This is a genomic window from Hyphomicrobium sp. D-2, assembly GCF_029872155.1.
Classification (GTDB): domain Bacteria; phylum Pseudomonadota; class Alphaproteobacteria; order Rhizobiales; family Hyphomicrobiaceae; genus Hyphomicrobium_A.
This window is the reverse complement of the sequence record NZ_JARXLA010000005.1, coordinates 175,753-202,633: the sequence shown is the minus strand read 5'-3', so window position 1 is coordinate 202,633 and position 26,881 is coordinate 175,753. Positions and strand designations below refer to the sequence as shown.

24 protein-coding genes are annotated in these 26,881 nt (G+C 61.0%); 7 read left to right on the top strand and 17 right to left on the bottom strand.

All coding sequences use genetic code 11. From position 1 onward, the window contains the following. Positions 1 to 860: 860 nt before the first annotated feature. Together QEZ49_RS11005 and QEZ49_RS11000 are read left to right on the top strand one after the other, a co-directional pair. Complete coding sequence (locus QEZ49_RS11005) at positions 861 to 3,008, top strand: pertactin-like passenger domain-containing protein (protein ID WP_280386858.1); 2,148 nt, start codon at positions 861 to 863, stop codon at positions 3,006 to 3,008. Positions 3,009 to 3,016: 8 nt separating this feature from the next. Further along, positions 3,017 to 3,937: an autotransporter outer membrane beta-barrel domain-containing protein gene (locus tag QEZ49_RS11000; protein WP_280386850.1), complete on the top strand. Its 921-nt coding sequence runs from the start codon at positions 3,017 to 3,019 to the stop codon at positions 3,935 to 3,937. 119 nt (positions 3,938 to 4,056) lie between these two features. Here QEZ49_RS11000 and QEZ49_RS10995 read toward each other — a convergent pair whose 3' ends face one another. The 7 genes from QEZ49_RS10995 to QEZ49_RS10965 all read right to left on the bottom strand — a co-directional run bounded on the left by QEZ49_RS10995 (position 4,057) and on the right by QEZ49_RS10965 (position 12,004). Next, complete coding sequence (locus tag QEZ49_RS10995; RefSeq protein WP_280386848.1) at positions 4,057 to 4,788, bottom strand: porin family protein; 732 nt, start codon at positions 4,786 to 4,788, stop codon at positions 4,057 to 4,059. Between the two features lie 360 nt (positions 4,789 to 5,148). Beyond that, positions 5,149 to 6,987 (bottom strand): single-stranded-DNA-specific exonuclease RecJ, encoded by a 1,839-nt coding sequence (gene recJ / locus QEZ49_RS10990; RefSeq protein ID WP_280386844.1) that lies wholly within the window; start codon positions 6,985 to 6,987, stop codon positions 5,149 to 5,151. A 204-nt stretch (positions 6,988 to 7,191) separates the two neighbouring features. Continuing rightward, on the bottom strand, positions 7,192 to 7,707 hold the full coding sequence (locus QEZ49_RS10985) for a hypothetical protein (protein WP_280386842.1): 516 nt from the start codon (positions 7,705 to 7,707) through the stop codon (positions 7,192 to 7,194). A 100-nt stretch (positions 7,708 to 7,807) separates the two neighbouring features. Further along, complete coding sequence (gene glpX / locus QEZ49_RS10980) at positions 7,808 to 8,791, bottom strand: class II fructose-bisphosphatase (RefSeq protein ID WP_068461701.1); 984 nt, start codon at positions 8,789 to 8,791, stop codon at positions 7,808 to 7,810. Positions 8,792 to 8,856: 65 nt separating this feature from the next. Further along, complete coding sequence (locus QEZ49_RS10975; RefSeq protein WP_173954520.1) at positions 8,857 to 10,188, bottom strand: homoserine dehydrogenase; 1,332 nt, start codon at positions 10,186 to 10,188, stop codon at positions 8,857 to 8,859. Between the two features lie 14 nt (positions 10,189 to 10,202). Next, complete coding sequence (locus QEZ49_RS10970) at positions 10,203 to 11,429, bottom strand: LL-diaminopimelate aminotransferase (RefSeq protein ID WP_280386838.1); 1,227 nt, start codon at positions 11,427 to 11,429, stop codon at positions 10,203 to 10,205. A 284-nt stretch (positions 11,430 to 11,713) separates the two neighbouring features. Beyond that, on the bottom strand, positions 11,714 to 12,004 hold the full coding sequence (locus QEZ49_RS10965) for a hypothetical protein (RefSeq protein WP_280386836.1): 291 nt from the start codon (positions 12,002 to 12,004) through the stop codon (positions 11,714 to 11,716). Positions 12,005 to 12,204: 200 nt separating this feature from the next. Here QEZ49_RS10965 and phaC point away from each other — a divergent pair, with 200 nt between their 5' ends. Next, positions 12,205 to 14,031 carry a class I poly(R)-hydroxyalkanoic acid synthase gene (gene phaC, locus QEZ49_RS10960; RefSeq protein ID WP_280386834.1) on the top strand — a complete coding sequence of 609 codons (1,827 nt, stop codon included), beginning with the start codon at positions 12,205 to 12,207 and terminating at the stop codon, positions 14,029 to 14,031. Between the two features lie 64 nt (positions 14,032 to 14,095). Here phaC and QEZ49_RS10955 read toward each other — a convergent pair whose 3' ends face one another. The 3 genes from QEZ49_RS10955 to QEZ49_RS10945 all read right to left on the bottom strand — a co-directional run bounded on the left by QEZ49_RS10955 (position 14,096) and on the right by QEZ49_RS10945 (position 16,392). After that, positions 14,096 to 14,653 (bottom strand): hypothetical protein, encoded by a 558-nt coding sequence (locus QEZ49_RS10955; protein ID WP_280386832.1) that lies wholly within the window; start codon positions 14,651 to 14,653, stop codon positions 14,096 to 14,098. 157 nt (positions 14,654 to 14,810) lie between these two features. Beyond that, a complete protein-coding gene (locus tag QEZ49_RS10950; protein ID WP_246274753.1) occupies positions 14,811 to 15,080 on the bottom strand; it encodes a hypothetical protein in 270 nt (89 codons plus the stop codon). A 337-nt stretch (positions 15,081 to 15,417) separates the two neighbouring features. After that, the gene (locus QEZ49_RS10945) at positions 15,418 to 16,392 is read right to left on the bottom strand and encodes a quinone oxidoreductase (RefSeq protein ID WP_280386828.1); all 975 of its coding nucleotides are present in this window, start codon (positions 16,390 to 16,392) and stop codon (positions 15,418 to 15,420) included. Positions 16,393 to 16,492: 100 nt separating this feature from the next. Between QEZ49_RS10945 and QEZ49_RS10940 the strand changes: the two genes are divergently transcribed. Further along, complete coding sequence (locus QEZ49_RS10940) at positions 16,493 to 16,936, top strand: hypothetical protein (RefSeq protein WP_068461712.1); 444 nt, start codon at positions 16,493 to 16,495, stop codon at positions 16,934 to 16,936. A gap of 107 nt (positions 16,937 to 17,043) precedes the next feature. After that, a complete protein-coding gene (locus QEZ49_RS10935; RefSeq protein ID WP_280386825.1) occupies positions 17,044 to 18,063 on the top strand; it encodes a DedA family protein in 1,020 nt (339 codons plus the stop codon). Positions 18,064 to 18,148: 85 nt separating this feature from the next. Here QEZ49_RS10935 and QEZ49_RS10930 read toward each other — a convergent pair whose 3' ends face one another. Together QEZ49_RS10930 and QEZ49_RS10925 are read right to left on the bottom strand one after the other, a co-directional pair. After that, the gene (locus QEZ49_RS10930; protein WP_348534811.1) at positions 18,149 to 18,817 is read right to left on the bottom strand and encodes a class I SAM-dependent methyltransferase; all 669 of its coding nucleotides are present in this window, start codon (positions 18,815 to 18,817) and stop codon (positions 18,149 to 18,151) included. A 10-nt stretch (positions 18,818 to 18,827) separates the two neighbouring features. Next, positions 18,828 to 20,090: a DUF3419 family protein gene (locus QEZ49_RS10925; protein WP_280386824.1), complete on the bottom strand. Its 1,263-nt coding sequence runs from the start codon at positions 20,088 to 20,090 to the stop codon at positions 18,828 to 18,830. A 269-nt stretch (positions 20,091 to 20,359) separates the two neighbouring features. On the opposite strand from QEZ49_RS10925, the gene QEZ49_RS10920 reads away from it, so the two are divergent. Next, positions 20,360 to 20,539: a hypothetical protein gene (locus tag QEZ49_RS10920; RefSeq protein WP_068461717.1), complete on the top strand. Its 180-nt coding sequence runs from the start codon at positions 20,360 to 20,362 to the stop codon at positions 20,537 to 20,539. 118 nt (positions 20,540 to 20,657) lie between these two features. Here the strand turns inward: QEZ49_RS10920 and QEZ49_RS10915 are convergent, their stop codons facing one another. Beyond that, on the bottom strand, positions 20,658 to 21,407 hold the full coding sequence (locus tag QEZ49_RS10915) for a class I SAM-dependent methyltransferase (RefSeq protein ID WP_280386822.1): 750 nt from the start codon (positions 21,405 to 21,407) through the stop codon (positions 20,658 to 20,660). A gap of 174 nt (positions 21,408 to 21,581) precedes the next feature. Here QEZ49_RS10915 and QEZ49_RS10910 point away from each other — a divergent pair, with 174 nt between their 5' ends. Then, complete coding sequence (locus QEZ49_RS10910) at positions 21,582 to 21,809, top strand: hypothetical protein (RefSeq protein ID WP_280386820.1); 228 nt, start codon at positions 21,582 to 21,584, stop codon at positions 21,807 to 21,809. Between the two features lie 70 nt (positions 21,810 to 21,879). Here the strand turns inward: QEZ49_RS10910 and QEZ49_RS10905 are convergent, their stop codons facing one another. The 4 genes from QEZ49_RS10905 to QEZ49_RS10890 all read right to left on the bottom strand — a co-directional run bounded on the left by QEZ49_RS10905 (position 21,880) and on the right by QEZ49_RS10890 (position 26,840). After that, positions 21,880 to 24,402 carry an EAL domain-containing protein gene (locus QEZ49_RS10905; RefSeq protein WP_280386818.1) on the bottom strand — a complete coding sequence of 841 codons (2,523 nt, stop codon included), beginning with the start codon at positions 24,400 to 24,402 and terminating at the stop codon, positions 21,880 to 21,882. A gap of 170 nt (positions 24,403 to 24,572) precedes the next feature. Then, complete coding sequence (locus tag QEZ49_RS10900) at positions 24,573 to 25,145, bottom strand: YceI family protein (protein ID WP_280386815.1); 573 nt, start codon at positions 25,143 to 25,145, stop codon at positions 24,573 to 24,575. 35 nt (positions 25,146 to 25,180) lie between these two features. Continuing rightward, positions 25,181 to 25,762, bottom strand: coding sequence for a cytochrome b (locus QEZ49_RS10895; protein WP_280387290.1), 582 nt, complete (start codon positions 25,760 to 25,762; stop codon positions 25,181 to 25,183). Positions 25,763 to 26,072: 310 nt separating this feature from the next. Then, on the bottom strand, positions 26,073 to 26,840 hold the full coding sequence (locus QEZ49_RS10890) for an alpha/beta hydrolase (RefSeq protein WP_280386814.1): 768 nt from the start codon (positions 26,838 to 26,840) through the stop codon (positions 26,073 to 26,075). Between the last annotated feature and the right edge of the window lie 41 nt (positions 26,841 to 26,881).

Sequence of the window (26,881 nt, the reverse complement as noted above, 5' to 3'; positions counted from 1 at the left end):
GTAGGGACCGCCAGCATCACAAGCTAACCTGCGGGTAAAGCTTGGTTTTCTTGATCCTCCTCTTTTCTGGTTCCTCCACCGGCTCCTGTACGGTAGGATAAAGACTGGCGTGATCTATCATACGTAGATCGCGCAGGACCGCGTGGCTCACGTTGCGGCACTCAATCAGCCCTAATCACCAACATAGGTGATATGCGGATCGAAGACATTCGACGCAGCCTTGTGAAGTTGGGCGACCGAACATCCCGCAGCACCACGGTCGCGACCATCGTCAGTCAATAAACTGCTAGGCAAATGTCGGTTGCGATAGAGCGCATCGGTTTGCTCACTATTATATTCCTCGCCAAGAATGAGCTGGCAGCCTACGCAAGTCGTCAGTTTTACTGCGCAAACAGCAGATGTGCCGGGACGATGGCATTATCAATCTCGCGATGCCCATTCCGCTGAAGGCAATGAGTCAGGTGACGAAGTCACCCGGGTTCTCTTTCACAGCGGATGTTTTCGGCTCTGCGACGTTTGTAGTCATCAAGTTGGATGATCCTCTCAGCCGAAGTGAGACCAGATCGAAGCGTGGAGTACTCCGCCATTACTGCACTACCCGATAGTGGATGTCTGTCATCTCAAATTAATCAGTGCACCGTGCTTAATTTGCGACGGTACTGAGCACATCTACTCTTGCCCCAGCGAGCAGGAATAGCCGCACGTTGCGAATCACCGATGCTGGTCTGTGTTCAGATCAGTCGGGGTCGCTCTATGACGCGCGATGACGTCCGCTGTTTTAGTCACCTTCATACCGTGCCCCAGCTAGCGCGTCAGGTGTTGCTGCATTGCGCTGCGCGACACTTCCAATTTTCAGCGGCATGACCGCAACCAGTTTTTCGAGAGGGACGGTTATGACCTTGTCATGCCATGCGCATTGCTGCGCGTTTTCAATCATCGCGATGTTTGCCGTGATGCAAGGAGGGCGAGCGCAAGCTCAGCAACTTATAGCGAATGGCACCAATGAGATTGCCAGCGGGAACTATGACACAACAGCATCCGGCAGCGCCGGGTATGCGCTTTGGGCGCTGAACGGCGGAACCATTGTAAGCAGCGGAGTCGTGACGGCAACAACAAGCGGAAACGGCGCGTACGGAGCATATGCGGATCAGAATGGATCAATCACCATAACCTCTCCTGGATCATCTATCTCCACAACCGGCACTTCGGCATTCGGCGTCTACGCATGGGGCGCCGATGCGCGCATCACGCTGGAGCACAGCACGATAACTACCCAAGGCAACTCCAGCTATGGTCTGTATGCGCTAGATGGCGGCAGCATCACCGCCGGCACAACCACGATCACCACAATGGACGACTATGAAGTCGGCGCCTATGCAAGGGGCACGGGTTCAATCATCACGCTGCTAAATGGCGTGGCGATCAGTACCCAAGGTCAACAGAGCGCAGGGCTGGAGGCTTCCGGAGGCGGCGTCACAGCTGACGGTATCACAATCAGTACAATGGGCGAATTTTCGTTCGGGGCCGTTACGCAGAGCAGCGATTCCTTCATCACCCTGCAAGGGGTGGCGATCAGCACTGAAGGCAAAAATGGCCATGGTCTGGCTAGTTATAACGGCGGAACTATCACAGCCGTGGGCGGCACAATTACAACTAAGGGTGAAGCCGCCTACGGTGCGTCCGGGTCAGCCCTTGGCATTGGCTCTAATATTGAACTGACCGGAGTGATCATCAACACCCAAGGTCAACAGAGCCATGGTTTAAATGCACAGCTCGGTGACACGATCACCTCTGATGGCGGCACGATAAGTACGGAAGGCGATGAGGCACACGGCGCCTGGGCATTAGACGGCCTCATCACGCTGAGTAACGGTGTCGCGATCACGACCGAAGGCTCCGACGCCTACGGCTTAAATGCAACATCAGGCGGTATAATTGAGATGACTGGAGGTACGGTCATCACCACCGGTGACGGAGCCGTGGGTGCTGGGGCTGTCAGTCCAGGCGCGTTAATTACGTTAATCGATACGGAAATCAGCACCGAAGGGGACAACGCTCATGGTCTTTACGTCGACACCATCGGGCGGATTACACTCAACACGGGCGCAGTCGTTACTTCAGGCAGCAATGCCGTAACAGCAATGCTTGCTAACGGCAGTTCGATGGATCTCAATAGTGTTACATTGACATCTCATGGGCCAGCCTCAGACAATTTTCGCTCCATTTCCGGCGCCAACAGCATCACCCTCTACAACAGCTCAACGAGCGCGGCGGATGGTATCGGCATCAACGTTACCGGTGGATCGTTGGACGCAACGATCGGAAATTCGACCCTTAATGCTGATCGCCTTTTGAATGTTGACGCCGGGGCAACGCTAACGTTTGAAGCGGCCAACTCCACGCTTTTCGGTGCTGCTACGACGGCAGCGGGCGGTAATTCTGACGTGAATCTATTTCAATCAACTTGGCATATCCCGGATAATTCATCCCTCACATCGCTCAGCAATGGGGCGGACAGTTTGGTGCAGTTCACGCCGCCCGCATCCGCTGCCGGTCCGTTCAAAACGCTGACCGTCAATACCTACAGTGGTGCTGGTGGCGCACTGGGTATCAACACTCATCTAGGCACAGACGGTTCACCGTCTGATAGGCTTGTGATTGATAACGGCGTCGGCATTGGAACATCGTCACTTCGTGTCAACAACGTCGGCGGTGGGGGCGATCTCACTACGCTTGACGGCATTCTCGTTGTCGATGCGATCAACGGCAGCACGACGGTGCCAGGCCTGTTCACGCTCGCAGCTCCGGTCGTCGCTGGTCCGTATGAATACTCCCTCTATCGCGGTGGCGAGAACGGCGCCAATCCCGACAACTGGTATCTGCGCTCCGATCTCGATTGCGCGCTCGATCCATCGGCGGCGATATGTGGCGGTGGCGGCGATGACATTCCCGACTGGCGCCAGGAAACCTCGCTCTATGCCGCCGTTCCGGCCATGACGCTGCTGTAGGTCGACTGATGCTCGACACGCTGCATGAGCGGCGCGGGACAGTCGTTAGCGCATACGCTGAAGGCGCACCGAACGCAGCCTGGGCGCGTGTCATCGGTCAGCACGGCGATCGCGACGGCGGCAAAGGCGGCATCTACGGCGCCGGCCCGAAGTATGACTATGACTTCTGGGCCTTCCAGGGCGGCATGGATCTTTATCGCGACGGCGATGTCGGGACCTCGCGCAACCATGCCGGTGCCTTCTTCGCCATCGGTCACGGCTCCGGCGATGTGCAGCACATCGGCGACGGCAAGGCGGGCGAGAACAGCTTCATGGCCTACTCATGGGGCGCCTACTGGACGCACTACACCCCGGACAACGCGTACGTCGACGCGCTGCTGTTAGGCTCGTGGTACGATATTGACGCCAAGTCCAACCGCATCGACAAGTTGAAAACCGATGGCGGCGCATTCGGTGCATCGCTTGAAGGCGGCTATCCGGTTTACACGGAGCCTGGTGGCTTCAGCATCGAGCCGCAGGTGCAGCTCGCCTATCAGACCATCAACCTCAACAACGGTTCGGATGTCGCCGCACAGGTGCACTTCGACAACGTCAACTCGCTGGTGGGCCGCGTGGGTGTGCGCTTCGCGCAGGACTTCGGCACGCCGACCTGGCTGACGGGCGAACCATCCAGCTTCACCGCGTGGGTACGGCCGAACTTCTGGTACGAATTCCTTGGCGATCCAAAGACGAAGTTCTCGTCTGCAACGGGCTTCATCCCGTTCGCAGCCGACATGGGCGGCACGACATTCGAAATCAACACCGGCTTCACAGCGGATGTAGGCGACGGTGCCGCGATCTATGCCAACGCATCGTACCTCGTCGGCATCGGTGAACACGCCGACGGAAACGCCTACGACGGCAAACTCGGCGTCAAGGTTGCGTGGTGATCGGGCTACAGTGAAGCCGCTCTTAGCGACATGCCCAGCCCAACAAACTGAAACACGAAAGGGGCCAGTTACGGCCCCTTTTTATATTCCTTGCCCGTCGTCCGGACGCGCCGGCTTACTTACTTGAGCGACACCGGATGATGATCGGAACGTCCGCCAAAACGATAGTTTACGCCAAGACGAACGACGTCGACTTCATGCTCAAGCGTCTTGGTGCCGATCACGACGCCGGACGGCGCAGTGCCGAGATTATAGCCTTCGCTGTCGAAGTCGTAGCGGAGATATTCTGCGCGGAGCGACCAGTTTTCGGTGATCGCGGTTTCAACACCAGCACCATAAACCCAACCAGTTTCGGTCTCGGACTTGCTGAGGTTGTACTGTCCTGCAGTGGCGCAATGCGTTCCAGCCAATGCGCCTGCGGGGCACGTCTGGTTATGGTCCGCACGGTTCCATGCCCAACCGGCGGTGCCGTAAATCAACCAGTTGCCAGAAGCGAAGCCAAGGCGGCCGCGAATGCTGCCGAAACCGGACAACTCGTGATCCTGCGTGATGAAATTACCGTCGCGCGCGGTCTCAGCCATATGCGTGAACGAATAATCCGCTTCAACGCCCAGCACGATGTTGTTGATCTGGTGATTGTAGCCGACCTGGCCACCGACCAATCCGCCCTCAAGATCAGGGCGCGGAGCTCCCCGTGGGTGTGCGGGGGTACCTGGATAGTCGGTATCTGCCCAACCGTAGCCGCCATGAGCGCCGAGATAGAGGCCGGACCAATTATGATCCTGGGCAACCGCAGGGGATGCAGCGAGAATGGCCGCAAATGCGGCACCACAAATGCCTGAACGCAACATACGCAACTCCCAACACACACACTAAACTAGACTTCTTCCATAATCCTGTTCGCCCTCAGCGGAGACAACCTGATTCGACAACTGCGTCCGCTCTGGGATGCCGACTGTGTTTGTTAGGGCACTGCAATTTACAGTTGCTTGACGCAGTAATTTTCCATCAAAGGTAGCGCAGCTAACTGCTCACCTGTTCCGAACGCCTGGAATCTGTGGGATGCAAGCGTCGCGCGCGGCGACAATGGGGCAGCGGCCCACATAGGACGATGCCGCGATTGAATATCGCGATACGATACAGTATCGACGCTGCGCGCGCTCAAGCATGAAGATCGCAGCCCGCAAGCGGGACGCGCCGCAGCAGCGCTCTCAACCCTGGCGACGTGGATCGGCGACATCGTCGATGTGCACTTCCAGTTTGTCGCGACCGTTGAACGACGACCGCTTGACGCTGCCCGCGACGTGCAGCGGCAGCCCGCCCGAGCTCAGCAGCATGTCGCCCAGCGGTTGCCCCGCAGCCCGGAACGCAATGGCCTCAAGCTTGGAGCCGTCAGCCGATTGCAGCACGCAGCGCACATGCGCCTCGCCAACGATCTTCGCGAATTTGACGTTGACGGCCGGAAAGGCAAAGCGCGGCGTCGGATTGCCCTGGCCGTATGGGCCGACGCGACCAATGAGGTCGATTAACTCGTCCGTTACGCCACCCGGCGTCAGCGCGCCGTCAATCTGCAACGCATCGCGCGCGCGCGCCTCCGTCACGCTGCCCTGCAAACGTTCCTGCAGAAATGCTTCCAGCACGGCGATGTTTTCGCGCGCTACGGTGAGGCCAGCGGCCATCGAATGACCGCCGCCCTTGATCAGGTGGCCTGCGGCTACAGCGGCGCGCACTGCGCCGCCGATGTCCGCACCGGGCAGCGACCGTAACGAGCCCGTCCCCTCACCGCCCGTTTCATCGGCCCATGCAATAACACAGGATGGCAGGCGGAATTTTTCAGTCAGACGGCTGGCCACCAAACCGACGACACCCTTGTGCCAAGTGTGCGACCCGACCAGCAGCACGGCCGTATCTGGCTCCTGCATGAGCTTCGCTTCGGCCGCACCCAGCGCTTCCTCCAGCATCTGCTTTTCAAGATCGCGCCGTTCCTTGTTGAGACGGTCGAGCAGCGCAGCGATGCGTGCCGCCTCCGTCTCATCCTCACCAGCAAGCAACCGCGATCCCAACGCTGCATCGCCGATACGGCCACCGGCATTGATGCGCGGGCCAAGAATGAAACCGAGATGATAGGGTGTCGGCGGCTCGTTGAGCCCCGCAGCGTCGATCAGCGCGCGCAGGCCGATGTTCTTGCGCCAGCGCATCACCTGCAGCCCTTGCGTGACGTAAGCGCGATTGAGACCGACAAGCGGAACGACGTCCGCAATCGTTGCCAGCGCCACGAGATCAATTTCGCCCATCAGATCCGGCGGCGCGATTTGACCGTAAAATCCGCGCTGACGCAGCTCGCGCGTTGCGGCCACCAGAACCATGAAACAAACGCCGGCCGCGCACAGGTGACCGAGACCGGACACATCGTCCTGCCGGTTGGGATTGACCACCGCACATGCGATGGGAAGCTCTTCGTCGGCCTGATGGTGATCGATGATGACGACATCGCAGCCGAGCTCAGCGGCACGTGCGAGCGGCTCGCGGCTGGTGGTGCCGCAGTCAACGGTGATGATGAGCTGCGCGCCCTCCTTCACCAGCGTTTCGATGGCTGCGGGATTTGGCCCGTAGCCTTCAAACAGCCGATCAGGAATATAGATGCGTGGTTGCAAACCGTGATGGCTGAGAAAACGCGCAACGAGTGCCGACGAAGAAGCGCCGTCGACATCGTAATCGCCGAAGATAGCCACGCGCTGCCCTTTTACGACAGCGTCAGCAATACGGGCAGCAGCGGCGTCCATGTCGCGCACGGTGCTGGGATCGGGCATCAGCGCCTTGAGTGTGGGATTGAGCACCACAGGTACGTCATCGATTGCAACGCCGCGCGCAGCCAGCATGCGGCCGAGCAATTCCGGCAAGCCGTGGCGCTGGCTGATGGTGGTCGCGCGCAGATGCGCATCGGGCGTCAGCCGCTCGCGCCACGTAAATCCACGCGCCGATGACGCAATACCAAGAAACGGGGGCGCAAGTTCTGCATCGATTTCCCGCTGTTTCAGCGCCGTAGCCATTGACCGCCCCCGGATGATTTCGATTCGCCCACCAGCGAAGTTGACCACCCTGCTCCCGCGTTGGCGATAGGAAGCGAGACTTTTCAACAGGCGTCGCAGCGACTTCTCTCGCGCTGGCGACTGCGCTCCGCGCAGCCGGCCGCCAGCGCATTTTAAGTTGGCGCTCGGCGCCTCCCCTCCGGGGAGCCGGCCGCCGGTGCAGGTCTAACTGCGGTAATGGCGCCAGAGCCGCAAAACCGTACGATGCACCTCTTCCGGTTCCCGGTTGAACGGCTCAAGATTGATGCTGACGACGTTGGTACTGGCCATCTTCCACGGCAGGCGCATCAATGAGCGATAGAACGGCTGCTTGCGCCAGTCGGCAACGAGCGCGCTGGAAAGGCGCTCTTTCAGGCTCAGTTGCAGCTCGTGGATGGTGCTGGCGCGCACGGCCACTTCCACCAGCTCGATCCTGTCGATCGCGCGCCAGCGGATGAGACCAAGCCCCTGAATGAAGATGCCGTACTGGTTCGCGCCCATGGCCGGGCGGCGTTCAAGCAGCGGCACATTATAATAGGTGACACCGGCAGCGGCGACGGCGGGCACCAGCCAGAGGGTGGCCCCGGTTGCGATCCAGGCAGCGAACAGCACAGCCGCCAGCCCGGCAGCCACATAAACCGGCGTTTCAATTTCCTCACCGCCGTAGGTGATTGAGTAGCCGCCCGCGTTGCGCTCGTCCACGCTGCACCTCCCCGGATCAGGTACACGTTTGCCGTGTATGATCTTCAGGGAGGCAGCAGGTTGCGGCAAGCCTCAACTTCAGGCATTGCGCCGCTGAATTTTAGGCACCGCCGGAGGTGTCGCGGCAGCGCGTATGGACGCGGCGAACGGTACCTGTCTTCGAGCGCATGACGATGGATTCAACCTCAGCGAATTCACCGTTGAAGCGCACGCCGTCGAGCAGCGAGCCATCGGTGACGCCAGCGGCAGAGAAGATGACATCGCCGGACGCCATGTCCTCAAGCTTGAACTTGCGGTTGATGTCGGTGATGCCCATCGACGCCGCGCGCGTGCGCTCCTCATCGTTGGCAGGCATCAGACGACCCTGGATCTGGCCGCCAATGCAGCGCAGCGCGGCAGCAGCCAGCACGCCTTCCGGTGCGCCGCCCGAGCCGAGATAAATGTCGATGCCGGTTTCTTCCGGATCGGTGGTCCAGATCACACCCGCAATGTCGCCATCGGGAATGAGCTGCACCGCAGCGCCGGCAGCGCGCACAGCCGCAATCAGCTCGGCGTGGCGTGGCCGATCCAGAATGCAGGCCGTGATGCCCGAAACCGGCACGCCCTTGGCCTTGGCCAGCGCGTTGATGTTGTCGGCGGGCGAAGCGTCGAGATCGACAAGATCCGGCGCATAGCCTGGACCGATGGCGATCTTGTTCATGTACATATCGGGCGCATGCAGCAGGCCGCCGCGCTCCGACATCGCCAGCACTGCGAGCGCATTCGGCATCGCCTTGGCACAGATGGTGGTGCCTTCCAGCGGATCGACGGCGATGTCGACCTCGGGGCCTTCGCCCGAGCCGACCTTCTCGCCAATGTAGAGCATCGGCGCTTCGTCCATCTCGCCTTCGCCGATCACGACGGTGCCGCGAATGCTGAGCCGCGCCAACTCGCGACGCATGGCATCAACCGCAGCCTTGTCGGCCGCTTTCTCCGCCCCGCGTCCGCGCAGGCGCGCCGCTGCAATCGCCGCCGCCTCAGTGACGCGTGTCACCTCCAGCACCAGCACTCGATCAAGCCCAGAATTGCCGACGGGCTCCGCCATAGTTCAAATCCTCACACAGTCGCGTTGCCACTGAACCGCGCTCCTGCTGGAGCGCGAAAAAATCGTTAGCCGAGCTTTTCGATCCGGATGACCTGCGGACGCTCGGACACCTTACCATCCTGCTCGATCGCCTCCACCGCCTGGCGGATCGCCTCCTCGGTGGTCTCGTGGGTGATGATGCGAACGGGCGCCGGCGCGCCGCGCACCTTGGTGCGGGCTTCTGCACCCGGCACGCCAGCACGCATCTGCCCTTGCACCATGCTTTCGATCGAGATGTCGCGATCGCCCATGTGCTTGGCGATGGCGGCCATCGTGCCGGGACGGTCGTAAACCGATAGGCGCACGTAGTAGGCGCCCTGATGCGAGCCGAGCTTCGAGCGCACGCAGGGCGTTAGGCTGGCGGCTTTGCGCATCAGCGGCGGCAGGATGATGCCGCGCGCGATGTCGACGATATCGCCAGCAACCGACGACGCGGTGGCCTTGCCACCCGCGCCGGGACCAACCAGCAGCAGGCTGCCGCAGAAGTCGGAATCGATGGCGACGCCGTTGGTCGCGCCCCACACTTCGGCGATGGCGGATTCTTCCGGCACCATGGCGGGATTAACGCGCATCTCGATGCCGCTATCGGTCTGCGTCGCGACGCCCAGCAGCTTGATGCAGTAGCCCATGTCCTCGGCCGCTTCGATGTCGGCGTCGGTGATGGACTGGATACCCTCGACGTCGATTTCGTCGAAGTTGATCTCGGTGCCGAACGCGAGGCTGGCGAGAATGGCAAGCTTGTGCGCGGTATCAAAGCCGCCGATGTCGAACGTCGGATCGGCTTCCGCGTAGCCCAGATCCTGCGCCTCCTTCAACGCATCCGCGAACGAGCGCTTCTCGTCCGTCATCGTCGAAAGGATGTAGTTGCAGGTGCCGTTGAGAATACCGTAGACGCGGCGCACGCTGTTGGCCGCCAGCGACTCCCGCAGCGTCTTGATGACGGGAATGCCGCCTGCAACCGCCGCCTCGAAGTTCAGCGCAACGCCCTTTTCCTCCGCCAGCTGCGCCAGCGCAACGCCGTGCTTGGCAAGCAGCGCCTTGTTGGCGGTGACGACATGCTTGCCGGCGTTCAGCGCGGCTTCAACCGCTTCCTTCGCCACGCCGTCCTCGCCGCCGATCAGTTCGACGAACACGTCGATGGCGGGATCGCGCGCCAGCGCAATCGGATCATCGAACCAGGTGACACCAGCGGTTTCCGTGATCGCCCGATGCTTGTCCTTCGAGCGTGCGGAAACAGCGACGACATCAACCGTGCTGCCCAGATTGGCGAGACGGTCGCGATGGGTGGCAAGCAATTCGATGAGGCTGGTGCCGACTGTGCCAAGGCCGGCCACGCCTAATTTCAGTGATTTTGTCATTGGATTGCCGCGAACTAACGGCTCGCGTTCTGTTGAATCGGAAACTCGTTATGCCCGCTTTCACCCGGCTGGGCGAGGAACTTTTTGAGATTGCGGGCTGCCTGACGGATGCGATGCTCGTTTTCAACCAGCGCGATGCGGACGAAACCTTCGCCGTATTCGCCGAAACCAAGGCCCGGGGCGACGGCGATCTCTGCCTTTTCGATGAGCAGCTTGGCGAACTCGACCGAGCCGAGTTCCTTGAACTGCTCCGGCACGGGCGCCCATGCGAACATTGTGGCGGGTGGCGGCGGAATATCCCAGCCGGCGCGGCCGAAGGATTCCACCAGACAATCGCGGCGGCTGTGATACGTGGCGCGGATCTCTTCGACGCAATCCTGCGGACCGTTGAGCGCAGCAGCGGCGGCCACCTGGATCGGCGTGAAGGCGCCGTAATCGAGGTAGGACTTGATGCGCGCCAGCGCGGCGATCAGGCGTTCATTGCCAACCGCAAAGCCCATGCGCCAACCGGGCATGTTGTAGGTCTTCGACAGCGACGTGAACTCAACCGCGATGTCCATCGCGCCCGGCACCTGCAGCACCGATGGCGGTGGATTGCCGTCGAAATAAATCTCGGTGTAGGCGATGTCCGACAGGATGATCAGACCCAGACGCTTCGCCAGCGCAACCGCATCCTTGTAGAAATCAAGGTCGGCCACCATCGCCGTCGGGTTCGACGGATACGACAGCACCAGCGCCAGCGGCTTGGGGATAGTGTGCACGCAGGCGTGCTCAACCTGGCGCAGAAACTCCTCACCCGTCCCGGCTTTCAGGTGGCGCATCGCGGCGCCCGACAGCAGAAAACCGAATTCGTGAATGGGATAGGTCGGGTTCGGAACCAGAATGACATCGCCCGGCGCGGTAATGGCCTGCGCCATGGTGGCGAAGCCTTCCTTCGAACCGAGCGTCGCAACCACCTGCGTCTCAGGGTCGAGCTTCACGCCGAAGCGGCGCTCGTAATAGGCGGCCTGAGCGCGACGAAGCCCCGGAATACCCTTGGAAGCGGAGTAGCGGTGGGTGCGCGGACGCGCCACTGTCTCGACCAGCTTGTCGACGATGTGCTGCGGCGTCGGCAGATCGGGGTTTCCCATCCCGAGATCAATAATGTCGGCGCCCCGTGCACGGGCGGCCGCCTTCAGCCTATTGACCTCGGCAAACACATAGGGTGGCAAGCGTTTGATACGGTGAAAGTCCTCGTGCACAGGACGCCTCTCGGTCGAGCCGGATCGCTTGGAACAATCGGCTATTTCAAATGATGTTCGCGTGTTTACGCCCTCGCGCCACCCTCCGTCCAGACCTGACGGCAATGCATGGGCGGCATCTGCACTATTGTTGGAGTAGAGCGCGAATTTTATGGCGCGCAAACAGAGTGCGATCTGCCCCAACAGAAGATGTCTGCTTCCGTCCAGTTCTGGCCAGGAAGGTAAACTTTGCCTGCAGACGCCTGCCTCTCCCCGAACGCGGCCGCCTTCACAGGCTGAGTACGCTATTCCTGTCCCTCGATTTCGCGCACAGCGTCGTCGGCGTGATGATTGCCCTTGCGGCTCAGCGCCTCCATCGCCTCCTTCTGTTCCTGCTGGGAAAGCGAGGGCGCCGACGCGCGCCTCAGGTCGGGCAGCGGCGTGGTGCTGCCGGCACATGCGGTCAGGCTGAGGCAAATTCCGAATGCGATGGCTGCACCGGACGCGGCTCGCAGGATGCGGTCACCTGTGCTGCGCAATGGACGCGTCGGCAGCACTGAAGCGCACGCAGGTGCGAAAAGGCCGCGTTGCGACATCCTGGGCAGCCCGTCCGGCATCCGGCCTCCAAATGCTTATTTCTGCTGTGAGATTACGCGATTCTGATCGTGAGCAGCAGAGGCCGCCACGGTCGCAGTTTGTCCACACGTTCAAGTGACACTAGCCGCGCAATGTCGCAAAACATTGGCATAGGATAGATGGCCGATAAGTGCGGCCGCAGTTAATTTTCAAGGGTTCAATGACCAAGACCAGGCAGGAGCCTCCGAAAGCCGGACCCGGCAGCCAGCAACCGCCTTACCCCGCGGTGAACGCTGAAGAGCTGTCCCGCAACCTGCTGCGCCTGTTCGAACAGGGTGGCCATGTGCTGGCCGAGTTCATCGAACGCGACGACGCAAAGATGGGCCCCTATTCGGCGGCCTCGGAAATTACCGAGGCTACCACGACCATGACCGAGCTGACCCAGCAGTGGCTTGCCGATCCTGCCCGCTTCGCACAGGCGCAGGGCAAGCTGATGCACTCCTACGCGGAGCTGTGGAACAACACCGTGATGCGGATGTTCGGCGAGACCGTGAAGCCGGTGGCCGAACCCGATCCCGGCGACAACCGTTTCAAGCACCCCGAATGGTCGCAAAATCCCTACTTCGACTTCTGGAAGCAGGCGTATCTGCTCACGGCACGGTGGGCTGACGACATGCTGCTCAACACCGACGGGCTGGAGGGCAAGGATCGCCAGCGCGCGGAATTCTACATGCGTCAGGTGACGAGCGCGCTCTCGCCATCAAACTTTCCGCTGACCAATCCGGAAGTGCTGCACGAAACACTGGCGACCAACGCCGAAAACCTCGTGCAGGGCATGACACTGCTGGCAGAGGACATGAAGAAGTCCGGCGATCTGCTCAAGATCAGCCAGACGGACGCGACGGCGTTCGAGGTGGGACGCAATCTGGCGACCACGCCGGGTAAGGTCGTCTACCAGAACGACATCCTGCAGCTCATCCAGTACACGCCGACGACGGATCAGGTGCGCGAAATTCCGCTGCTGATTGCACCGCCGTGGATCAACAAGTTCTATGTGCTGGATCTCACGCCGGCCAAGAGCCTCATCAAGTATCTCGTCGATCAGGGCTTCACTGTTTTCGTCATCTCGTGGGTGAACCCGGATGCCACGCTCGCGCACAAGTCCTTCGAGGACTACATGCAGGAAGGCATCCTGAGCGCCACCGATGCCGTTAAGCGCGAAACCGGCGTCGATAAGATCAACGTCACCGGTTACTGCGTCGGTGGCACGCTGCTGGCCACAACGCTGTCGTATCTAGCGACGCGCGGCGAAGATCTGTTCAACTCCGCCAGCTTCCTCACGACGCAGATCGACTTCACCTTTGCCGGTGACCTGCTGCTGTTCACCGATGAAGAACAGCTTGAATCGCTGAACGAACTGATGACCGAGCGCGGTTATCTTGACGGCTCGCGCATGGCCAACGTGTTCAACATGCTGCGCCCGCGCGATCTGATCTGGCCGTACATCGTCAACAACTACCTGCTGGGCAAGAAGCCGTTTCCGTTCGACCTGCTGTTCTGGAACCAGGATTCGACGCGGATGGCGCCGGTCAACCACAACTTCTATCTGCGCGAGTTCTACAACGAGAACCGGCTGGCGAAAGGCCAGCTTTCCGTTGCCGGAACGCGTCTGGATGTCGGCAAGGTGAAAATCCCGGTGTTCGAATTGGCCGCTAAGGAAGACCATATCGCGCCGGCCAAGTCGGTATATGCGGGGTCGCTGCTGCTGGGCGGTGATGTCGAGTTTGTGCTGTCCGGCTCAGGCCACATCGCCGGCGTTATCAATCCGCCTGACAAGATGAAGTATCAGTACTGGACCGATGGCAAGCACGCCGACACGCTGGACGGCTGGCTGAAGACCGCCAAAGAGCATCCCGGTTCCTGGTGGCCCTATTGGTCAGAGTGGCTGCATGAGCGTTCGGGCGACTGGACTGTTCCGCGCGAGCCGGGCGAAACGCTGGGTGCAATCGAAGACGCACCGGGCAGCTATGTGAAGGCGAAGACGTAACACGTCTTTGCCTCTCACTTTCCCCGATGGGATGCGCGCACGTTCGGGCGCGCATCTGCCGAAGCTAAGCCAGCCGCTCCGGCGCGACCTCAGCCAACAGAATATCGAGATTGGTGCCGGTGCCGCCCTTGCTGGTTTCGGCCGAAACGGTGCGGCTACGGCCCACTTCCTTCTGCGCCAGCGTGACAAAGCGGCGGGCGGCATCGTGCGCGACGCAGCACATGCGGGCGCGGCGCTCCTTATCGGCAGCGGTAAAGGTGCCCGCGATCGCGTGGGCAACGAGGATCTGATCGAGAATTTCCGGGCGACGACCGCGATAGGCTTCGGGCTTGTCAGCCCCATGATCGCCTGCGGCCGCGTTCCTGAAGAACAGCCGCCCCTGCTCGGCCAGCACCGACGTTTCGAAATAGACCTGACGCAGCGCATCACGCTCCATCTCAGGATCGATGGAAGCATGTCCCTGACAGATCAGATTGAGCCGCTGCATGGCCGAGATGACCTGTTGAGACCAGCTCAACACTTCCCCGGTGCGAAGCGCGGTTTCCCTGCTGCGCCGCCACGCCACCATGAGACCGATGGCGGCGATGATTGCGGAGACAAAACCGGCGACGGCTTCCCACATGTTCTGGCTGCCCCTTGCGATAGCGCTGGAGTTATCACGGGCTCGCAATCCGAGCCGCGCAGACAGTAGCGCCCAGCTCCAGACTTATTTGCGGCAGACAGCCAATGATCTTGATCCAGCGCAACGGACAACCGGAACACATTCCGATAGGGATGCGTCAGTGCTTCTTGATCCACTCGCGAGCAAGACGCTGCGCACGGGAGATCTGCACTTTCGTCATCTCGCGTGAGATCTCAAGCCGATAGCGCTTGGCGTCGTCGTTGCCGCGCATGGCGGCAAGGTTGAACCATTTGTGCGCTTCGATGAGATCGAGTTTCACATCCCGGCCTACGCAATACCTAAGGCCGAGTTGGAAAAAAGCATCCGGCGCTGCTGCGTAATCGGTGCTTTCCTCAAATCCGTGGTTTCTCAGTTCCAGCCGTGCCATTTCGTGTCCCGCCCGTACTCATTACATTTCGGACGACGCCGCTTTTGTTGCTTATCCCGGCGTCTCGATAACCATGATCGAGGATGGCAGGCAGGGGATGAAAACTGGTAAATGGCGGCCGCCATATAGGTAAACGGCACCGTTCAAATGCGCTCCAAGCTGGCGCAAATGGCTCGGTTCCGCGCAGCCGGAAAGCAAGCGTTCACCGTCATGGTTACCTGCGGTAAACCATAACCAGAAGTTGCTCGCTAACCCTAGTTTTGGGTTTGCGCCAGGGCGCAAGAAACGGCCCGCGAAAGATCGGCAGCAGCGGCAGGCAGGTAAAGTGCAGCGGGCGTTAAACCGTCAGCACGATCGAACCCGTAGTGCGGCGCGATTCCAGATCTCGGTGAGCCTCCGCAACATCACGCAGCGGATAGGTGCGCGAAATGTTCGGCCGGATGGCGCCGCTGGCGATCATTCCGAACAGCTCATTGGCGTTGGCGAGAAGGTCGGCGCGGGTCGCGGTGTAGGCCATCACGGAGGGCCTGGTGGCAAACAGCGATCCCTTGGCTGACAGCAGACCGATATCGAACGGCGGCACCGGGCCGGAAGCATTGCCGAAGCTGACCCACAGGCCCTTCGGTTTCAGGCAATCGAGCGACGCCGGGAACGTATCCTTGCCGATGCTGTCGTAGACGACATCGCAGCCCTGCCCGCCGGTCAACTCGCGCACGCGCGCGACGAAATCTTCTGTCCGGTAGTTGATCACGTGCGTGCAGCCGGCGGCCTTGGCCAGCTCCATTTTTTCCGGCGAACCGACAGTGCCGATCATGGTGGCACCCAGCGCCTTCGCCCACTGACAGGCAATGAGGCCCACACCGCCGGCAGCGGCATGGAACAGCAGCACCGTGGAGGCGGAAACAGGATACGTCTCGCGCAGCAGGTAACGCGCGGTCATACCCTGCAACATCACCGACGCCGCCGTCTCGAAACTCACGTCGTCCGGCAGCTTCACCAGCCGATCGGCCGGGATCAGGCGCTCCTCGGCGTAGGCGCCCGGCACACCGGCATAGGCGACGCGATCGCCGACGGCCACGTCCGTCACCCCCGGCCCGACCGCGGCAACGACGCCAGCGCCCTCCATGCCGATGATGGCCGGGAAGGATGCCAGCGGATAAAGCCCCGTGCGATGGTAGACATCGATGTAGTTGAGGCCCACCGCCCGCTGATGCAGCAGTGCCTCACCCGGTCCCGGCGCGCCCACCGCGATTGCCTCCCAGGAGAACACCTCCGGACCGCCATTTGCCTGGATACGGATCGCGTGTGCCATGGGAACGCCTTTCGCTGTTGCCGCCGCGCATCGAATTCGCCTTGACGCGGCCATGGTGGCCTTCTACGGGCTTTAACCGTGCGCCGACAAGGGACCAAGAATGAATCTCGACCGACGCCGGAGGTTTCCGGTTCTGCTCATCGTTTTTGTGCCCCTCGCGCCGGTCGGCTGCACCGGCCCTAACGTCACCACCGGGGGCGCCAGTTCCGGCCTGACCTGCGTTGACGATTCGAGCGACTGCATCGCCAAGCGGCAGCGCACCTTGCGCCATCTCGTCGATGACCATGATCGCGCCTGGCTAAGAGCCCCTGCCCCGCCCGAGGCCTATGCTTCCGGCGTGCGCCTGTTTGCGCTCAAGAGCAAAAAGAAAGAGCTCTCCTGCGAAGAGCTTGCCCATGGCAAGAACGAGGCCGACCGCGCGCCGGGTGTGCTGCGCGGTGCAAATAACCTGACACCGGCACAGGTCTCGCGCGGCATGATGCTGGCCACCGAGGTATCAAGGGAACTGGGCGCCGAAATGAAGCGCCGCTGCCGCCGGGGTTGATGGCCGGGTTGAGTCCCGCGTCGGGCGGCACTAATTGCCGGTCTTGCGCATCGGCCAACCTGTCCACGTCCAAGCGCCCGTCGCTCCGATAACAATGGGACCACGCCATGACCGATAGCCTCGTCGAATCGATCGTTTCCGTAGTGCGACAGGGTCAGGGCTGGGCCATACCGATTGCGTTTCTGGTCGCCTTCGGTGAATCGCTCTGCTTCCTCTCCATCGTGTGGCCGGGCTGGGCCATCCTCACCGCGCTGGCCTTTCTGCTGGCCGCCAGCGGTGTCGGCTCCAGCGTTCTGCTGTGGAGTGTTGTAGCAGCAGGGCTAGGCGGCGTGGCGGGCTATACCGTTTCCTACTGGATCGGCCTCTACTTCAAGGACACCATTCCGAACGTCTGGCCGTTCAAGAACAACCCAACGCTCATTCCGCGCGGTGAAGCCTTCTTCGAAGAGCATGGCCTGTGGAGCGTTTTCCTCGGCCACTTCGTCGGCCCGGTGCGCGCGGTGATCCCAGTCGTGGCGGGCATGTTTGCCATGCCGCAGGTCCCGTTTCAGATCGCCAATGTCGCCAGCGCTTTCATCTGGGCCATCTGGGTCATCCTGTGGCCGGTGCTCTTTGTCGCCTATCAGGACGCGATCTTCGCTTTCATGCGCGACCACGAATGGCTGATCGCGGCGATCATGTTCGCCGTTGCCTTCGCGGGCGCGATCCCGATGGCGTCGCTGGTTATTCCGATGATGGTGGTTTTTGCCTTCATTGGCGGCCTGCACCTTTATGCGGGCGGTTCATTCCTGCCCATTTTCCTTGCGGGTGCCGCCGGTGCTCTCGCCGCCGACCTGTTCTTTCATCGTGCCGGCGCGACATCACGGGGCGAACTTTCCGACGCCTGGTACATCAATGACGCCGGTAAAGGCGTTGCGGCAGCGCGCAGCTTCCTGCGCCAGAACGGTGTGATCGGTGTCATCACCAGCAAGGCTTTGGGAACGCGCCGGGCAACGGTTCCGATTGCAGCGGGCGTTGAGAACATGCCGCTGGCGAGTTTCATCCCGCTGAGCGTGGTCGCCGCTGCGCTGTGGTCCGCTGCCCTGCTGGTGCCGGGATTGATCGCGCGGGGCATGTTCGCCGGCTAGCCCGCGGCATCCAAGCGGCATCTGCCCAGCACAGCTTCAACTGCAACGGCGCAACGGATGACGCATGTTGTCGGTGTGCTGCGGCTTAAGCCGGATCTTTGCTGATGACGGCGTAAACCGCATAGCCGCGATAGAGCTGGTTACACTGCACGCTGAATCCCGACTTAGCGGCGATGCGGGCGAGCTCATCGGCCAGCGCATCGCGCGGCGTAACTGAAAAGTGTGCCAGCCAACGCCGCAAACCGCGCTTGAACCAGCCCGGCAACCCAGCCTGATCGCCAAAATCCACCAGCAATAACTGGCCGCCCGGCGCCAGCGCATGCAATGCCTGCTGCAACGCTTCACGCCACGGCGGAATCATCGACACCGCATACGAAATGAAGATGCGATCGAACGCCTCGACGCCGAACAGTTCAACGGCGGAAAAGCTGGTTGCATCCCCGTGCGCAATCTGGATGCGGCCATCGAGCCCAGCGCCGTTGATGGAAGCTTGCGCCGTCTCCAGCATCGCCGCGGAAATGTCGAAGCCATAGAACCGCGCGTCGGGATAGGCGCGGGCTGCCGCGATGAGATTGCGGCCGGTACCGCACGCCACTTCCAGCACTGCGCCATCGGCTGGCGGGCGCAATTCGCCGATCAGGCGATCGCGCCCCAGCAGATAATATTTGCGCGTCGCATCGTAGATGTAGCGCTGGCGCCGGTAGATGGCATCCATGTGCGCACTGGCGGATGATCCCGAAGCCGGCTGAGCCACGCGCTGCTCCTCAGGCGTTGAGCGTATAAAGGTGGAAGCCGCCGTAGATCGACGAGCGATCCTTTTCCGTCAGTGTACGGCCATAATCGCGGTCGTAGCTGAAGCGCGAAAGAATTGCGTCGGGCACGCGGCCCGGCAGGATGGTTTCTTCGCCAGCGGTGCGGAAGATCACACGGGCGCCCGGGCGTCCGGTGCGCACGATCTCACTCCACAGCGCGCCGAGTTGCTCGTCCGTCATCCAGTCCTGCGCATCGAGCAGCACATAAGCATCGCATGAAGCGGCAGGAGACGCCGCCAGATGCTCGGTGAACGAGGCATGCACGACGTTGAGATCCGATGCGCGGCGGCGCAGCTTTTCAAAGCCCTGCCGATGCAGATAGGGCGGCAACGGTGCATCGGTAGCCGTCGAATAGCGGCGGCCGAAGGCCTGCCATGCAAAGTAGTTTTCCTTCAGGTCGAAGCCGCACGCCAAGCGCTCCAGCCGTGCGCGCAACACATCCGCCATGCTGTCGGCGCCGCCCTTCAGCGCATCGAACTGCGACGGTGGAATGCCCAGCCCGAACAGCGCCGATGGCTTGTTCAGCAGCCAGCGGATATGGCGCTTCTCGAACAGCGGCGCCAATTCGCTGTCGAACAACGTGCGTTGCTCCGCCATCGATTTGGCTTCCAGTACCCGGCGCGGATCTTTGCCGTGCAGTCGCGCGAGCTTGTGCCCGGCCGCGATGAAGTTACCCAGCAGGCCGTGCCGGTAAAAGTTGGTGGCGAAATAGCCGATGCGCTGACGCCCCAGCCGATCGCGCGATTCCCAATATTTCCGCGTCTGCGGATCAAGGTGGTCGCGCAGATAGTCGAAGTATGCCTCGACGTTGTCTTTGCTATCGGCATCAACGAAGAAGCTGCGGAAAGCGTCATAGTCCGGCAGATAGCGCAACGCGGCGAGCTTCAGCCGGTTGAGGGCAACATGCGCCGGATTGAGATCGATCGCCGTTACCAGCACCGGTACGGTGGCCAGATAGCTGAATACGTTGCATCCGCCCGAAGCAATCGCGACCAGATGCTCGTCCTCGCGCAGATTGAGCGCTTCGAGATCGACAATCGGATCTTCCCAGATCTGGGGGTAGACGAGACCGCTGAACGCCAGCGTGAAGAGACGTTCCTGAAGGCCCTGCCGCGTTACAGCGCGGTGGCGATGCACCGCCTGCCGCAGCCGCTGGTTGCGTCCACGCCGCAGTCCATTGTCACCGCGCGCGACGGCATCCTCACCCACAGCCATGCTGTTCGATCCTCGCCGTTAATCAAAGCCCGCAGGCTGATCCCATTGGCCCCGCCGCGCCCAAAGCCATGGGCTGGAATGCGGGGGGGCGTTGGCGTCCGGCTAAGGGACTCATGTTGCAGTTTTATGTCGCCCAATTCGGCGGCAGCCCTTGCGTCAGGGCGAAAGATGACCTAGGAAGCGCCCTTCACGCTTGAATGGCCGTACCGGCTCCGAGAGCGTTAATCCAATTCTGTGAAGGGCGCGCGCGCCCCAATTCGGTGAACGCCATGAGCAGCAGCAGCAAACGCAGCCTCCGCAACGTTGAAACCCGCAAGAAAAAGGCACGCCGGGCTATTCCGCGCGCCACGATCACGCGGACCCAGGGCAACACTGCCGGTGGCCGCACGCGCCTGAAGAAGCTGGCCGGCCTGCGTCGCGGTGCCGCGGCGGCTTCCGCCCAGGCCTGATCGGTCGGAAAACCGACTTATCAGCAATGACGGATTTCAAAAGGGACGCTTTCAGCGTCCCTTTTTTGTTGTGCAGGCGTCTTTGTTGCGCATGTCGCCCGCAATTCAGATCGGCAGCCTAGTGCCGATAGAGGAACAAGCGGAACAGATCGTCAGGCGAGCGATAAAGCTCCGCAGCCGAAGCAAAACCCGCTTCCCGCCCTAGCTCCAACCATTGTGTGGCTGTCTCCTGCAGATCGCAGGTTCGCACATGATGTATCGCCTCGGCGTATTCATGCGCGGTGAGCGCAGTCCATTCCCGCCGGCAGATCTCATCGAAGCGCTCAAGGTATGCCGGCCGCGTTTCGCCATCGCGGCAGGTCGGCTCGTAGGCCAGGAACGCACCCTGCGGAGCCAGCGCGCGTTTTACGCCGCGCATGAACTCAAGCTTTCCGTCCGTTTCCAGATGGTGCAGCGACAGACTGATCCAGACGATGTCGGCCGGCTGCTCCAGCCCCTGCAGCACAGTTGAAAAGTCCGCCTCTGTCAGCGTGACCGGCGCATTGACTGCGGCCAGATTGTCAGCTGCCAAAGCAAGCGCAGGCGCAGACAGATCAACGCCGAGATAGCTTTCAACCGGCGCATCACGCAGCACTTTAGCAATGCCGCTGGCATCGCCGCATGCAAGATCTATGAAATGAAACGGACGCGCTATGTCCTTGGTAAGGAAGCGCTGCAACACGCTGCATGCAACACCGTTGGACAGATAATCGTGCTGCAGGAACTTGCGATAAACGTCCCACTGGTTCTGAAAAATCACCAGGGCTTCTTCGTCCGGCACACTCGTGCCCCGTTGCGCCGTTTCCGCCATGGTCTCCTCATCGATCATTTATTCGCCACGGCCTGACGTGGCCATGCTTCGCATTCCATGGCCGATAGTAAAGCGCTTCGCGATTCAGCGGAACGGCACTGTTCGCTATTTGCTTCAACTCGAACACATAGCGCCGAGCCTTCCTTAAGCGCGGACATGCACTATGCATCTCGTCCATTCTGGAGATGATCCATGTCTCGCGTCGGCGTATTGGCGCTTGTCTTTGTCCCGCTTCTGGCCGCCAGCTCCCATGGCGAAACGCTATATCGATCGCCACCATCAGATTACAGCGAGCAGCAGACGGTGCGCCCTGTCGGTGATCCTGAAGTGCTGCCCATCGGCATTGATTTTTTCTTCCTTGAGCCTGAGGGCGGCTACGAAGAAGCTTGGCCCTGGCCACCGGCGTCGCTGGAACAATAGCCCAGACAACCAGACGTCCGACTGAATCTGAGGGCCTAAACAGGCCTCAGCTTTCAGCCCCGCATGTATCTCACGATACCATTTTGCGGCCAGATGTTTCCCGCGACAGCAACGCCGCAACCTGCTGCGCCGGCATGGGGCGCCCGACATAGAAGCCCTGTGCCTCTGTGCAGCCTTCGCTCTTCACCATTGCAAGCTGCTCGGCCGTCTCCACACCTTCAACAACAGTCTTGATGTGCAAGCTCTGAGATAGCGCCACAACCGATCGCAGAATGGCCAGCGCGCTATCAAGCTCCTGTCCGGCACCGCTTATGAAGTGCTTGTCGATCTTGATTTTGTCGAAGCGCATCCGTGTCAAATAGCTGAGCGACGAATAACCGGTGCCAAAATCATCCAGCGCAATGTCGATGCCGATGTCCTGAAGCTTGCCGAGCACGGCGGGAACTTCGGTTCCCTCCTGCATCAACACCGATTCAGTGATTTCCAGCTCCAGCCGGTTCGGCGGCAGCCCGGATGAACCGAGCGCGGATATTACCGACTGACGCACGCAGCCTGATCGGAACTGAGCTACGGACAGGTTCACTGCAACGCGTTTGGGCTGTGCCCAGCTTGCGGCTTCTTCACACGCCCGCCGCAACGCCCAGTCGCCCAGTTGTACAATCAGACCGCAATCTTCGGCCACGGCGATAAACTCCGATGGCGAAATGAAGCCGCGCTCTGGGTGCTGCCAGCGCAGCAAGGCTTCAAAGCCCGCGATGTTGCCATCGGCCAGATTTATCTGCGGCTGATAATAGAGTTCGAACTGCCCTTCACGCAGAGCAATGCGCATATCCTGCTCAAGCTTATGGCGCGCGCGCATGCGCCCATCCAGCTCATGTTCGAAGAAGCGGATATTGCCGAGCCCATCTTCCTTGGCACGGCCCAGCGCGAGTTCAGCGCGCTTCAACACATCATCAGCGGTTTCGCCATCGGCCGGCGCAACCGCAACGCCTGCGCTTACCGTGATCGTCAGAGAATGTCCTTCGATGTCGAACGAAGTGCCGAGCACGGACTGCGCCTGCGTAGCGATATTATCGACTTCATTGGCGTCGTCGACACACTGCAGGATAACGAACTCGTCCGCACCGATGCGGGCCACGATTTCCGCCGCTTCCATACGGCGGAGCAGTCGCTGGGCCACGCCCTGCAACAGCACATCGCCAACCGATGGACCTAGCGTTTCGTTGATCTCCTTGAAGCGGTCGACTTCAACGACAGCCACGACCAGATTGCGTCCGTCGGAAACGGGCAGAAGCTGCTCCAGCCGTTCCTTGAGTTGTGTGCGGTTGGGAAGATCCGTCAGCGCATCGTGACGTGCCATATAGGAAAGCTTGGCCTCGATGCGCCGCAGCTGCGTAACGTCATCGTGCGTTGCAAGCCAGCCGCCGCCTTCCATGGGCTGGTGCGTGATGGCTATGATCCGCCCATCCTGCAACTCATGCAGCTGCGTGTTACGCACCGGTTCGCGCACTGAAGCGAGCCGCTCGACGAGATACGTGTCAGCATTCCCGCCCGGGAAATTGCCGGCTTTTATGCGGCTTTCAATGATATCGCGGAAACTGGTGCCGCGCCGCGCCAGCCGTTTCGGCAGGTCGTAAATCTCAAGATACCGATGATTGCAGACGAGCAGCTTCTGCTCACTGTCAAACATGCAAAGGCCCTGGGACATGTTATCCAAGGCCGTCGTGAACATCCGGTTCTGTTCGCTGATCTCGACATCCCGCGTCGCCAACGCGTCGAACGCTGCCTCAGCTTCCTCGCGGGCCTGCACGGATTCGCGCAGGTGGTGACGCGCCGAATCCAGCGCTTCGCCATAGTCGGTCATATGCGCAGAACGGCCCAGCAATCCGCGCGCTGCACAGGCACCAAGCGCCAGCACAAACGTCAGCGCGGCCAAGGCAACAATGCGCTCAACCTCCGCCGCTGGAAGCACTTCAAACGAGGTCAGATGATAGCGGTAATCGCCGGTGACGGACGGCAACCCGTCGGCCATCACCACGCCAAGCACCAGCGCGCTCCAGCCAACGACTGCAGATGCGCCGGCAACGGCAATCGGGCGCGGATGGAACCGCAGCGCGCGCACGCCGATGAGAACCAGCAGCATGACGAAGGTCGGCGCCTTCAAGATCCCACTGGCCGGATGATCAAATACGAACTGATAGCTCCAGATCGCCGCCAGCACGATAATGACGTCGAGCATCGTCAGAATATCGAGACGGCGCTCGGGCAGGCGTCCGGCGCGAACCAAATACCAGCGCGCCGCAGATGTCGCGACCAGTGCGCCCAACGCCAGCGCAAGCCAGCCGTTGAGATCGGGCAGACCGTTACGCAAACCGAATGTATTCAGCAGAAGGATAAAGATGGCCAGGCCACCTTGCGCACAGGCGATCGCCTTCTCGCTGCGAACGTCCTGCTCAAGCAAACTCTGTGTCAGACGGCGCGAGCTACCGTTGACGCCGTTGGCTATGCCAACACCGTCCCCCCACCCGTCTGATTTGGACGTCGGCGCGCTTACCAACGTACCCTCCCACAGCAGTACACCTCCGCGCGACAACGCCTGTCCCGGCCTCCCCAAAGGGAAGCGGGTCAGACATCACGCGTTCGGAGGTGCACGCTGACAGAGGGCGGTTACCATCCGTTTGTTCGTTGGGCAGTTGATGCCCGCATTTGCATCAATGAATGCAAGCGCAGTTAACGACCTATGACATCAATGCCCGTTGTGTCCTATTGGCGGACACCTTCGACCTCAAGCGCCAGCTCGACAACTTCAGATGCCGGGCCAAGATCGAAGTTGATGCCGAAATCCTTCAGACGCAGGTTGGTGGTGCCGGTGAAGCCTTCGCGGTGATTGCCCCACGGATCGGGTCCGCCGGCGATACGCGTGGCGTCAATCGTTACTTCCTTGGTAACACCATGCAAGGTCAGGTTGCCGGTAATCTTCGCCTTGTCGCCATCCAGTTTCACCGAGGTGCTCTCGAACGAGGCTTTCGGGAATGCAGAGGTATCAAGGAAATCCTTGCCGCGCAGATGATTGTCACGCTCGGCGTGGTTGGTGTTGATGCTGCTCGGGTCGATCTCGACCTTCACGCTCGAAGCTTCCGGCTTGGCTTCATCAAAAGTGAATGTGCCGTTAAACTTGTCGAAGCGGCCCGTCAGCCAGCTGAAGCCCAGATGCTTGATGCGGAAGTTGATGGAGGCGTGCGCGCGGGCGGTGTCGATTACATAGTCGGCGGCCTGCACGGCCGGTGCTGCAAGCACAGCGGCAACCAGCGCCAGAGTGGCGGTCGTCAGTCTCATACTAAGCTCCTCAGGATTGGAATGGATAATGGGGGTCAGCGATTGCTGGATGAACCAGACCACATGCGGCCGAGAACGCCGGAGCGGTCGTAGAACTGGTGTTTCAACGCCGCCAGGGCGTGAACGATAACAAGCAGGATGGTGAGGTGCGCCAGCAGCGCGTGCGCGGCACCGGCCGGCTTCTCCATGCCCTTGTTCTCAATGATGGCCGGAACGCTGAACCAGTCGAACACCTCGATCGCACGGCCATCGGCGGTCGACATCAGGTAGCCGCTGATCATCAGCGCCAGCAGCAATGGATAAAAGCCCCAGTGCACGACGCGGGCAGCGGTGCGCTCCATCGTCGACAGCTCACTGTCGTCGGGCTTGTCGTTGACGATGCGCCACAGGAAGCGCCCGAGCAGCAGCGTCAGCAGCACCATGCCGATGCTGCGGTGGATGTCGGGCGCGAGCTGGTAGTAGGGGCTGTAATAGTTGAGATCGACCATCCAGAGGCCGAGCACGTACATTCCAAGTATGGCCACCGCCATGCCCCAATGGAGCACCCGTGTCGGCACGCCGTAGCCTGCGCTCGTATCGCGGATCATCATGCCGTTCGCCTCGCCCCCTGCGGTCATCAGCACGGGGTGATGTAGGCATCCGGGCGTGAAGATCAAGCCGGATCAGAACAACGAGCAGATGTTTCTAAAGGCGAAAAACATCATACGATAGAACGAGTTGGCAAAACGACGGAAACCGGCCAGCCAATACGTTTAGTCGCAAGGTTGAACTTGTCTGCGAGCCTGGAAGCGGCCTCAGCTGACGCTAATCAGAGCCGATTCTCACCTGCATCAAATACGATGCTTCATGCGGCCGCAGCACCGCTTGCAGAACACGCATGACTGCCCTGCACGCGATGCGCAGTGCTTACAGCCTCAACAGAAGCCGTCACTTGACCGAGGCATCAATCCAGTCGGCACAACGGCCTGCCAGCTCAGCAGCGCCATCCTCCATCACCAGGAAGTGCCCCCGGCCCTGCTCCTCGCGGAATGTGGAATTGGCATATAGGCCTGAAACCGCCCGGCATGTTTCGGGCGAGATGACGAGATCGTCCGCGCCCGCAACGACCAGCACCGGGCACTGCACCTTGTGCGTTTCCACCGTCGTCGCCCGCTCGGCATCGAACATCCAGAAGAACAGCTCGAACAGCGCTTTGCCGGACTCTGGACTGAACATCTCAAACACGCGGCGCTGCGCATCGGGCGGCAGGCTGGCCAGCGAGTCACCCTTCGCAACTTCGAATGAAGGATTGAGCGCCTTGTTCCAGAACGGCGACGCCTGCATCAGGCCCTTGGCCAGCGCCATCTCCCGCGTTGTAGATGGCAGCACGCCCCAGGGCGCTGCGGGCGTCAGCAGCACAATGGCCTTGGCCAGCCCCTGCGCCGCAAGCTTCTGGGCAATCAACCCACCCATCGAATGGCCGAAGATCACCGGTGGCTCTGGAAACTGCTTCACGAAGGCAGCCATGTCGCGGGTGTAGTCGGCGACGCTCTGTTCGGCGAGCCTGGGATCGGCCGGCTGGGCCGGACCGGGCACGTGATAGGGCAGATCAGGCGCGTGGCATTCCCAGCCGCGCTGCTGCAGCACCGGCATCATGTCCGCGAAGCACCAGCCGCCGCAAAAAGCGCCGTGAATAAGCACCGCCGTGTTGGTCATACCCAGTTCCCCCTGTGACTGGAGCAGCATGCCAACAGAGG

What these genes read in the sequence shown, in the direction of transcription:
- QEZ49_RS10945 (WP_280386828.1), bottom strand. Translation starts at nt 16,392, where the DNA reads ATGGCACACGCGATCCGTATCCAGGCAAATGGCGGTCCGGAGGTGTTC.
- QEZ49_RS10895 (WP_280387290.1), bottom strand. Translation starts at nt 25,762, where the DNA reads ATGACCGCAGGGGGCGAGGCGAACGGCATGATGATCCGCGATACGAGC.
- QEZ49_RS10925 (WP_280386824.1), bottom strand. Translation starts at nt 20,090, where the DNA reads ATGGCTGTGGGTGAGGATGCCGTCGCGCGCGGTGACAATGGACTGCGG.
- QEZ49_RS10935 (WP_280386825.1), top strand. Translation starts at nt 17,044, where the DNA reads ATGACCGATAGCCTCGTCGAATCGATCGTTTCCGTAGTGCGACAGGGT.
- QEZ49_RS10955 (WP_280386832.1), bottom strand. Translation starts at nt 14,653, where the DNA reads ATGTGGGAAGCCGTCGCCGGTTTTGTCTCCGCAATCATCGCCGCCATC.
- glpX (WP_068461701.1), bottom strand. Translation starts at nt 8,791, where the DNA reads ATGGCGGAGCCCGTCGGCAATTCTGGGCTTGATCGAGTGCTGGTGCTG.
- QEZ49_RS10890 (WP_280386814.1), bottom strand. Translation starts at nt 26,840, where the DNA reads ATGACCAACACGGCGGTGCTTATTCACGGCGCTTTTTGCGGCGGCTGG.
- QEZ49_RS10900 (WP_280386815.1), bottom strand. Translation starts at nt 25,145, where the DNA reads ATGAGACTGACGACCGCCACTCTGGCGCTGGTTGCCGCTGTGCTTGCA.
- QEZ49_RS10915 (WP_280386822.1), bottom strand. Translation starts at nt 21,407, where the DNA reads ATGATCGATGAGGAGACCATGGCGGAAACGGCGCAACGGGGCACGAGT.
- QEZ49_RS10965 (WP_280386836.1), bottom strand. Translation starts at nt 12,004, where the DNA reads ATGTCGCAACGCGGCCTTTTCGCACCTGCGTGCGCTTCAGTGCTGCCG.
- QEZ49_RS10920 (WP_068461717.1), top strand. Translation starts at nt 20,360, where the DNA reads ATGAGCAGCAGCAGCAAACGCAGCCTCCGCAACGTTGAAACCCGCAAG.
- recJ (WP_280386844.1), bottom strand. Translation starts at nt 6,987, where the DNA reads ATGGCTACGGCGCTGAAACAGCGGGAAATCGATGCAGAACTTGCGCCC.
- QEZ49_RS10910 (WP_280386820.1), top strand. Translation starts at nt 21,582, where the DNA reads ATGTCTCGCGTCGGCGTATTGGCGCTTGTCTTTGTCCCGCTTCTGGCC.
- QEZ49_RS10975 (WP_173954520.1), bottom strand. Translation starts at nt 10,188, where the DNA reads ATGACAAAATCACTGAAATTAGGCGTGGCCGGCCTTGGCACAGTCGGC.
- QEZ49_RS11005 (WP_280386858.1), top strand. Translation starts at nt 861, where the DNA reads ATGACCGCAACCAGTTTTTCGAGAGGGACGGTTATGACCTTGTCATGC.
- QEZ49_RS10940 (WP_068461712.1), top strand. Translation starts at nt 16,493, where the DNA reads ATGAATCTCGACCGACGCCGGAGGTTTCCGGTTCTGCTCATCGTTTTT.
- QEZ49_RS10950 (WP_246274753.1), bottom strand. Translation starts at nt 15,080, where the DNA reads ATGGCACGGCTGGAACTGAGAAACCACGGATTTGAGGAAAGCACCGAT.
- QEZ49_RS10995 (WP_280386848.1), bottom strand. Translation starts at nt 4,788, where the DNA reads ATGTTGCGTTCAGGCATTTGTGGTGCCGCATTTGCGGCCATTCTCGCT.
- phaC (WP_280386834.1), top strand. Translation starts at nt 12,205, where the DNA reads ATGACCAAGACCAGGCAGGAGCCTCCGAAAGCCGGACCCGGCAGCCAG.
- QEZ49_RS11000 (WP_280386850.1), top strand. Translation starts at nt 3,017, where the DNA reads ATGCTCGACACGCTGCATGAGCGGCGCGGGACAGTCGTTAGCGCATAC.